Annotated in this window: 9 protein-coding genes; 5 read left to right on the forward strand and 4 right to left on the reverse strand. The window is 58.9% G+C overall.

The genetic code is table 11. The features are described 5' to 3' along the window. Positions 1 to 1,447 (forward strand): OB-fold nucleic acid binding domain-containing protein (locus ACIREA_RS21510; protein WP_397384412.1); only part of this gene is annotated, 1,447 nt, incomplete at its 5' end. A 1-nt stretch (position 1,448) separates the two neighbouring features. Here ACIREA_RS21510 and ACIREA_RS21515 read toward each other — a convergent pair. Then, positions 1,449 to 2,102 (reverse strand): vancomycin high temperature exclusion protein, encoded by a 654-nt coding sequence (locus ACIREA_RS21515; RefSeq protein WP_397384414.1) that lies wholly within the window; start codon positions 2,100 to 2,102, stop codon positions 1,449 to 1,451. Positions 2,103 to 2,194: 92 nt separating this feature from the next. Here ACIREA_RS21515 and rlmB point away from each other — a divergent pair, with 92 nt between their 5' ends. Continuing rightward, on the forward strand, positions 2,195 to 2,773 hold the full coding sequence (rlmB, locus tag ACIREA_RS21520) for a 23S rRNA (guanosine(2251)-2'-O)-methyltransferase RlmB (protein ID WP_397384415.1): 579 nt from the start codon (positions 2,195 to 2,197) through the stop codon (positions 2,771 to 2,773). Further along, positions 2,770 to 3,504 carry an NAD-dependent deacylase gene (locus tag ACIREA_RS21525; protein WP_397384416.1) on the forward strand — a complete coding sequence of 245 codons (735 nt, stop codon included), beginning with the start codon at positions 2,770 to 2,772 and terminating at the stop codon, positions 3,502 to 3,504. The genes rlmB and ACIREA_RS21525 overlap by 4 nt, the downstream gene beginning before the upstream one ends. Here ACIREA_RS21525 and ACIREA_RS21530 read toward each other — a convergent pair. The 3 genes from ACIREA_RS21530 to ACIREA_RS21540 all read right to left on the reverse strand — a co-directional run bounded on the left by ACIREA_RS21530 (position 3,493) and on the right by ACIREA_RS21540 (position 6,624). Further along, positions 3,493 to 4,284 carry an intradiol ring-cleavage dioxygenase gene (locus ACIREA_RS21530; RefSeq protein WP_397384417.1) on the reverse strand — a complete coding sequence of 264 codons (792 nt, stop codon included), beginning with the start codon at positions 4,282 to 4,284 and terminating at the stop codon, positions 3,493 to 3,495. The genes ACIREA_RS21525 and ACIREA_RS21530 overlap by 12 nt on opposite strands. Before the next feature lie 126 nt (positions 4,285 to 4,410). Then, positions 4,411 to 6,141, reverse strand: coding sequence for an endo-1,4-beta-xylanase (locus ACIREA_RS21535; RefSeq protein WP_397384418.1), 1,731 nt, complete (start codon positions 6,139 to 6,141; stop codon positions 4,411 to 4,413). 66 nt (positions 6,142 to 6,207) lie between these two features. Then, entirely contained in the window at positions 6,208 to 6,624 is a 417-nt protein-coding gene (locus ACIREA_RS21540) for a c-type cytochrome domain-containing protein (protein ID WP_397384419.1), read from the reverse strand. A 113-nt stretch (positions 6,625 to 6,737) separates the two neighbouring features. Between ACIREA_RS21540 and ACIREA_RS21545 the strand changes: the two genes are divergently transcribed. Together ACIREA_RS21545 and mraW are read left to right on the forward strand one after the other, a co-directional pair. Continuing rightward, positions 6,738 to 7,082: a nucleotide pyrophosphohydrolase gene (locus tag ACIREA_RS21545; RefSeq protein WP_397384420.1), complete on the forward strand. Its 345-nt coding sequence runs from the start codon at positions 6,738 to 6,740 to the stop codon at positions 7,080 to 7,082. Next, the coding region (gene mraW, locus ACIREA_RS21550; RefSeq protein ID WP_397384421.1) for a 16S rRNA (cytosine(1402)-N(4))-methyltransferase at positions 7,079 to 7,811 on the forward strand (733 nt) is incomplete at its 3' end. The genes ACIREA_RS21545 and mraW, both read left to right, overlap by 4 nt.

Below are 7,811 nucleotides of genomic sequence, written 5' to 3' on the forward strand. Positions count from 1 at the left end.
CTCCCTCGGACAAGCTGACTTGCTCCGCCGAGCGATGGGTAAAAAGGACGCCGCAGAGATGGCCCGTCAGCGTCTCATCTTCGTGGAAGGCTGCCTCAAGACGAACGACATCCAAGCCAAGCTCGCGAACTCCATCTTCGACTTGCTCGAAAAATTTGCGCAATACGGCTTCAACAAATCTCACTCCGCCGCCTACGGAATCGTCACGTATCGCACGGCCTATCTGAAGGCAAACTACCCCGTCGAATTCATGGCGGCGGTGCTCAGCTATGAAATCAGCAATCCTGACAAGATCGCCAACTTCGTCAGCGAGTGCTTCGAAATGGGCATCAAGGTGCTGCCACCGGACGTCAACAAGTCCTCGCTCAAGTTCGCTCCTGAACGGTTCGAAACCGAAGAGGACGTGCCAAACGCCATCCGCTACGGCCTCAGCGCCATCAAGAACGTCGGTGAAGGCGCCATGGAGGCCGCCATTGCCGAACGTGAAAAGAACGGCCTTTACACCAGTCTCGAAGACTTCGCCGCACGTCTTGACAACCGCGCGGTGAACAAGAAGCTCATGGAGTCCCTCGTCAAAGCTGGAGCCTTTGACTTCACCAAAGAGCCGCGCGCCGTGATGTTCGCCAAGCTCGAGCAGGTGCTCGCCTCTGCGGCATCGATGCAGAAGGACAAAAAAGCGGGCCAGGGCGGTCTCTTTGATGACTTCGATCTCGCGCAGCCCAAATCCAAAAAGAACGAGGCGGCAGCGCCCTCCATCGTGTGGACTACGGATGAGGTTCTCGCCTTTGAAAAAGAACTGCTCGGCTTCTACGTCAGCGGCCATCCGCTGGACAGTTACCGCGGCCATTTCGATTCGTCCAAGATCATCAAGATCGCCTCCATTCCGGATATCGATACCAAGGAAAAAGCGAGCTCGCACTCCATCGCCGGCATTCTCAGCCAGCTCGAAGTGCGCTACTCCAAGAAGGACAACCGCCCCTTCGCCACCTTCAAGTTTGAAGACTTCACCGGCCAGATCGAGATGATGTGCTGGAGCGATGATTACGAAAAAACGAAGGATGTTCTGGCCAATGGCGCCGTGCTCGGCCTCCGCATTCGTGTCAGCAAAGACCAGAAAACCGACGGCAACCGCGTCACCATGAACAGTGCGCAGCCGCTCAAGCCCAAGGCCGCCAAACCACGCAATGCCGGCGACCCCGATCCTTCCGAGCCACCACCACCGAAGCCGCTTGCTCCGCCGAAACCGTACGTCTTGAAGCTCAATACCAAGCAGCACGACGAAACCGACCTCGAACGCATTCACGAAGTGCTTCTCGCGTATCCCGGCACGCTCCCTGTGTTCCTCGAAATCTCCCAGAACGGCCACAAAGCCCGGCTCGAACTCGATGAAAGCTTCCGCGTCACTCCTAGTCCCGATCTGCGTCGCGCCCTCACGGTCTGGTTGTGAGTCACTCCAGCGGCACGCTCACCTTCTCACCGAGAAACCTCGGCTTCGTGCCGAGCACGTTCACATCCAGCACCGCTTTGACGCAGGCCAGTTTCTCCCGCAGAAACGTCTTCACGGAAAGTGCCACCGGCACATCCTTGGCATCCATGCCGTATGCGTCGATTCCAAACGCACGCGCCAGGTAAATGGCCCGCGCATTGTGAAATCGCTGTGAAACAAAAATCATGCGCTGCTGCCCAAAGACCTCTTTGGCCCGCACCACCGAGTCCAGCGTACGGAATCCGGCATAGTCGCACACCACCTTCTCCGCTGGCACTCCCATCTGCATCAGCACTCGCTTCATGTCCGTAGGCTCATCGTAGCCTTGCGTACCGTTGTCGCCGCTCACGATCAGCGCCTTTACCCTGCCCGCTTTGAAAAGCACCGCCGCAGCCTCCATGCGTGGGAGAAAGAACAGATTGGCTCTGCCGTCAGCAAGTCTTGCTGACGTGCCCAGCACCACCGCCACAGGAGCCTCAGGCACCCCTTCCACCGCATCAAAGCACCGACCTTCCGCGCTTCGCTCGACCCACCATTCGCAGCCAAACACGAAACCAAGCTTCGTCACGGCCAAAACGGCGGCCCACACCCACCAGCGCTTGAGGATTGTTTTCATGCCAAACCCCTCCCGCCACTTCACACAGCCTGCAAGCCGCTGCTTCTATCATTTTGCCAAAACCCCTTTCACGGCACACTATCGGGAACCACATGCGCCCCAACCGTCCCGAACAACCCGTCGCCCGACAGAACCGTCACTCCCGTTCTGACAACCACGTGCGTGTCTATGAAGAAGGAGACATCCCTGCCATTCTCGAAGGCAAGACCAGCCCGCTCGTCCTGATCCTCGACTGCGTTCAGGACCCGCACAATCTCGGCGCCTGCCTGCGCACCGCCGATGCCGCAGGTGTCTGCGCCGTGATCATGCCCAAGGACAAAACCGCGCCCATCACAGAGACCGTCGTCCGCGTGGCCTGTGGCGGTGCGGAAAACATCCCGCTCATCCGCGTCACCAATCTCGTGCGCGCCATGGACAAGCTCAAAGAACTCGGCATCTGGCTCGTCGGCACCGCCGATGAATCCACGCAGAGCCTCTACGATCTCGATCTCAAAGGCGGTATCGGCATCGTCATGGGTGCCGAAGGCACCGGCATGCGCCGTCTCACCGGCGAGCACTGCGACTTCCTCGTCAAGATTCCCATGGGCGGCAAAGTGGATTGCCTCAACGTCTCCGTCGCCACCGGCGTCTGTTTGTTTGAATGCGTCCGGCAGCGTCAGCCGAAAAAATGAGTGCGGAGCGGAACATCGTCGTGCTCACCGGCGCGGGCATGTCCGCCGAATCCGGCGTGCCGACGTTTCGCGGAGCCGATGGACTTTGGGAGGGGCATCGTATTGAGGAGGTTGCGTCGCCCGAAGGTTTCGCACGCGATCCCGAACTCGTTCATCACTTTTACAACCTGCGTCGTGCCGCGTTGAGCACTGTGGAGCCCAATGCAGGTCATCGCGCTCTCGCCCGTCTGGAGCGCGAATGGCAGGGCCGGTTTCTCCTCGTCACCCAAAACGTGGACAATCTGCACGAACGCGCTGGCAGTGAAAAACTCATCCACATGCACGGCGAACTCCTTAAAGCACGCTGCGAATGCTGCGGCGCGGTGCTCTCCTGGACGAAGGAGCTGTCATCCGGCACACGCTGCCGTGCCTGCGGTGAGATCGGCGGCATGCGCCCGCACATCGTCTGGTTCGGTGAATTTCCCTTCGAGATGGAGACCATCGTGAATGCTTTGAAGAGCGCAGATATTTTTCTCTGCATCGGCACATCCGGCGTGATCTATCCCGCCGCTGGCTTTGCCCAGACAGCTGCGCAAAACCGTTCGTGCCGCCTCGTGGAATTCAACATCGAAAGCACCGAAATCTCACGCCAGTTCCGTGAGCGCGTCATCGGCCCTGTGTCCGTGGAACTGCCCAAGTTCGTTGAGCAGCTTTTGTCGGACACGCACAGGCAGGCCTGGTTAGAACGGTGATGGGCCCAAGACCAGATCTTGGATATCCCGATCACCCACTGCCGCACTTTCACGACGGCGCGGAGGTGGTCCGCCCGGACCTCCGGGACCACGACCGCGTTGATCCGGCTCTTCTGGCGTGTGCCCAATCACTATGTCCCAGGTGGCCGCAAGTTCCTTGCTCTCGGCGCTCATGGGTTTGAACTCGCGAATGACAGAGAGACGCTGCTGCTCCGTGCCCATGCTGCGCAGGATGCCGTCGCGGTCATTCTGCGGTATGCCTGCGATAAACAACTGCGTGGTCAGCATGCTTTTTTCGTTCTGCTTCACGCGGATGTGGTAGTGCAGCGTGCGGCCCGTGTACAGGCCGGGCAGGACGGTCCGGAAGCGATATTCACCCTTGGCGTTGGTTTCGATTTTCCCATAGCCTTGAAACTGCGGATCGCGCTCCTTGCCCTGCTGCGTGCCCCGGCTGTGGATGTAGCAGCCGTTGTTGTCAGACTGCCAGAGCTCGATCACCGCATCTTGAATCGGCTTGCCATCCACATTCAGCAGTCGTCCACCGAACTCTGTCACGACCCCGCTCGCAGGAGCTTTCCTGCCGATGATCATCGTGAGATCATTGTCCTGATCCAACGGCAGATGATCAGGATAATACGGCCCTTCCGTCGCGCGCGGCGTCAGTGTGAGCGCTTCGGCATACACGCTGCCGGTGATGATCCCGCCGGTGGTCAGTAGCAGGCTGTGCAGCAGTCTGCGACGGCTGAGCGGAATGTGAAAAGGGTGAATCGTGGTGTTCATGAGCGGGGTTTTGTTTCCCGTCAAACCCACCCATCCCGTGTTGGTTGCGCGTGAAAAAAGATTCAGCGCGAATCGGTGCGGACCGCAGCTGCGCGATTCCGCATCACAATGTTCGCGGAACTTTTTTCACCAAGTCGGCTTGGCAATGACCGGCTTGTGGCCTGTCGCCTGCACTTCATACCAGCCTGGAAAACCGCGCCATTTCACCCTGCCTTTGGCATTCGTTTTTAAAGTGACTTCCGTATGCCATCTGCGGCCAATCCATTCTTCCAGCACTTCGCCGCGCTTGCGGGTGCTCCAGTCCTTGTTCCAGGACGCGGCCGCAGGCTTCCAGTGGGAGCCTTCCCAAAAACCCCAGAGCAAAAAGCTGGTGTAAGCCGGATGGCTGAACACCGCGATGAGCACATCGCGCGTGTAATCTGCCGCCAGCTCCTCATCCTCCGTGGTCACGATGTCATACTCGGTGATGCACTGATGCGGCACCACCTCGGCAAAGCGATCTGTCACCGCAAGCAGATGCTCAGGCGAAGGCAGGTAACTCGCATCAAAGTGCGCCTGATTGCCGAGTCCATACACGGTGAGCCCCGCCTTGTTCAGTGCCTCAATGTAAGTGAGCGTGTCATCACATTGCGGCCCGGGGCGGAACACCTGGTCCTCATTCACGCAGAAAGGCAGCTGGGTCAGTGATCTTGCCAGCTTGAAAACGTCACGATCAAGCTGCTCCAGACCCGGGCGCTTGTTCAGCATGTCCGCACCGTTCCATGCGATTGGGTGGTTGATCACATCCCACTCAATCACGCGGTCTTTCACAAACTCCAGCCGCTCCTTCACACTCGCGAGCGTGCACTCGCGAATGACCGTGCTGTCTTTGATGTCGTGCAGATTGAACGGCGTGGCCACCTGCATCAGGTAATGACCCCGCACAGGAATGTGGCGCTCCGCGAGCCAGGCAAAGGCCTGGTCCAGCTCCGCATTCCGTTGAGCTTTGCGTTTCTCATCAAAATCCGGCGACCAGTTGCCATCCTTCAAATCATTCTCAAACACCACGATGCTGAAGAGCCGGTCAATGATTTCACGGTAGCGCTTGTCGTCCTCGCTTTCACTGCTGAAACGCTTGGCCATCACCGCTGTTCCAAACTCAAAGGCATGACGATGAAGCGTGAGTTTCACGTCCGAGTTGGCCGCCGGTTTGCCGTCATCACCCGTGACAATCATGGAGAGATCTGCCTTGCGGTGCTGCTCGATGCGTTCCAGCGCCGCCTTGCGCCAGGGCGCGTCTGGTTCACGGCCCGGGTAGCTTCGTTTGGTCATCTTGGCCCGCGGGAAAAGGCTGACATCGGTGTTGGCCGGATACTTGAGTACGCGAATGCTTTCGACCTCGATGCTCTGCTCCTTGTGTCCGCACAGCAGCACGACTGCCGCCGTGCCAGTCTGAATCGCTTCGCTGGAAACAAAAGTCACCGGCTGCTCCGTCCATTCACGATGGATGTCCACCACGACACTGTCGCCAAACGAAGTGTAAGGTGCGGTAAGCAGCTGCAACTTCGCCTGAACCTCCCCTGAAACCGCATTACCGACGACCCGCGCCTTGATGATCGCCAGCACCCGCTCGTCCTTCGCGATTCCCTCGGCCACGGATGCCGTAAACTGCGCCGCGTAGGCCTTGGCCGCATCCGGCTGCGTGATGACGATGCGCTTTCCGAGCGCCAGATCCTCCACTTTTCCAACTGCCGCAGAGGCAGATGCCTCCAGAGCAGATCCGCCACGCACATCCGTCCCTCCAGGCGGAATCTCCAGCGCATGCAGTCGGCAGACCGTGGTGATTAAGAGGACCGTCAGAAAGCTCAGGCATTTCATGGTGGAGGCGCACCTACCCCCGATTGTGCACTATTCAAGCCGGGAGCCGCCTGTCGTGCCCACCTGCTACTTTTTGGATTTCTTATGCTCCGGCGTCATGGCGCCTTCTTTGCCCTCGGGCCAGCTGGCACCCTCGGTGATCCATTGGCGGATGAGGTTCACTTCATCCTTTGGAATGCGATGTCCGGTGGCTGGCATGGCCTTTACGTCTTTCGGTGGCAGGGTCAGCACGAGATACAGCATGCTTTTTTCCGCATTTTTTGGCACGATCACCGGCCCGGTTTTGCGCTTTCTGAAAGCTAGTGCACGTGTTTGCAAATTGAGCTCTCCCAGCAGCGTCTCCGAGTTGTGGCACTCGACACAGCGATCAGCCAGGATTGGTTTGATCTGTTTGACGAAATCCACCGGAGTATCTCCGGCGGCTTGAAGGGTGGTGCAGGCGGCGAGGCAGGCGATGAGCGCAATTTGGCGGTGAATATTCATAGAGATGAGCATCTACAACCTACGTCGCGCTGTCCAGCACGTCTTGCGACTGATTGAGCGCATCTTGTCGCCTTCCCGGTTGCTCCTGCTTGCGCGTGCCTGCATCATGTTGCATGAGCATCGACCAAATAACCGCCCGCATCTGTGCGTTTCGTGACGCCCGGGACTGGATGCAGTTTCACAGTCCCAAGGAGCTTGCTGTGGCCATCACGGCGGAGGCGGGGGAACTGCTGCAGCACTTCGTCTGGCAGCAGCCGGAGCAGATTGAGCAGAGGGTTCAGGACAAAATGCCGGAACTGAAAGACGAAATGGCCGATGTGGCCATCCTGCTCTTTGAACTCGCGCACAATCTCGGCGTGGATCTCGGTCAGGCGATGCTCGACAAGATCGAGCGCAATGAAACACGCTATCCCGTGGCGAAGGCACGTGGATCGAACGCCAAATACAACGAGCTGTGAGCGAAGCCGAAGTTCCAACACCGCATCGCCGTCGTCCGCGTTATTCTGGCAAGAATCCGCGACGTTTCGAAGACAAGTACAAGGAGCTCAATCCTGAGCGCTATGCCGAGACCATCGCCAAGGTGCGCGCTTCTGGGAAAACGCCTGCAGGTCAGCATGTGCCGATTTTGCTGGGCAAGATTATGCAAATTCTTGCACCCCAGCCAGGCGAACGCGCCGTGGACTGCACGCTGGGCTACGGCGGCCATGCCAGTGCCTTGCTCAAAGCCGTGCAACCGGGCGGCACCCTGCTTGCCCTCGATCAAGACCCTTTGGAAATCGTACGCACTGAGGCGCGCTTGCGTGCCGGCGGTTGCGAAGAATCGGCCCTTGTCGTGAAGCGCATGAACTTCGCCGGGCTGCCCCGGGCACTTGGCGAACTCGGCTGGAGCGATGGTGCAGACGTGTTGCTCGCCGATCTCGGCTGCTCCTCCATGCAGTTCGACAATCCCGCCCGTGGGTTCAGCTTCAAGCACGACGGCCCGCTCGACATGCGCATGAATCCGCAACGCGGTGTCTCTGCACGCGAGTTTTTGCAAAAACTCAGCGCTGAAAAGTTCACTGCCATCCTCAGCGACAATGCGGATGAGCCGCACGCGAAACTGCTCGCTCAGGCATTGGCTGAAACCGACCACGCCACCACGCGGTCACTGGCTGAAGCTGTGCGCCGAGCGCTGCCTCACCGGGTGA

It is taken from the genome of Prosthecobacter sp., assembly GCF_044373815.1.
Taxonomy (GTDB): Bacteria; Verrucomicrobiota; Verrucomicrobiia; order Verrucomicrobiales; family Verrucomicrobiaceae; genus Prosthecobacter.

Excerpts from the sequence above, each read along its gene's own strand:
- ACIREA_RS21525 (WP_397384416.1), top strand. The coding sequence starts at position 2,770 with ATGAGTGCGGAGCGGAACATCGTCGTGCTCACCGGCGCGGGCATGTCC.
- rlmB (WP_397384415.1), top strand. The coding sequence starts at position 2,195 with ATGCGCCCCAACCGTCCCGAACAACCCGTCGCCCGACAGAACCGTCAC.
- ACIREA_RS21530 (WP_397384417.1), bottom strand. The coding sequence starts at position 4,284 with ATGAACACCACGATTCACCCTTTTCACATTCCGCTCAGCCGTCGCAGA.
- ACIREA_RS21545 (WP_397384420.1), top strand. The coding sequence starts at position 6,738 with ATGAGCATCGACCAAATAACCGCCCGCATCTGTGCGTTTCGTGACGCC.
- ACIREA_RS21515 (WP_397384414.1), bottom strand. The coding sequence starts at position 2,102 with ATGAAAACAATCCTCAAGCGCTGGTGGGTGTGGGCCGCCGTTTTGGCC.
- ACIREA_RS21535 (WP_397384418.1), bottom strand. The coding sequence starts at position 6,141 with ATGAAATGCCTGAGCTTTCTGACGGTCCTCTTAATCACCACGGTCTGC.
- ACIREA_RS21540 (WP_397384419.1), bottom strand. The coding sequence starts at position 6,624 with ATGAATATTCACCGCCAAATTGCGCTCATCGCCTGCCTCGCCGCCTGC.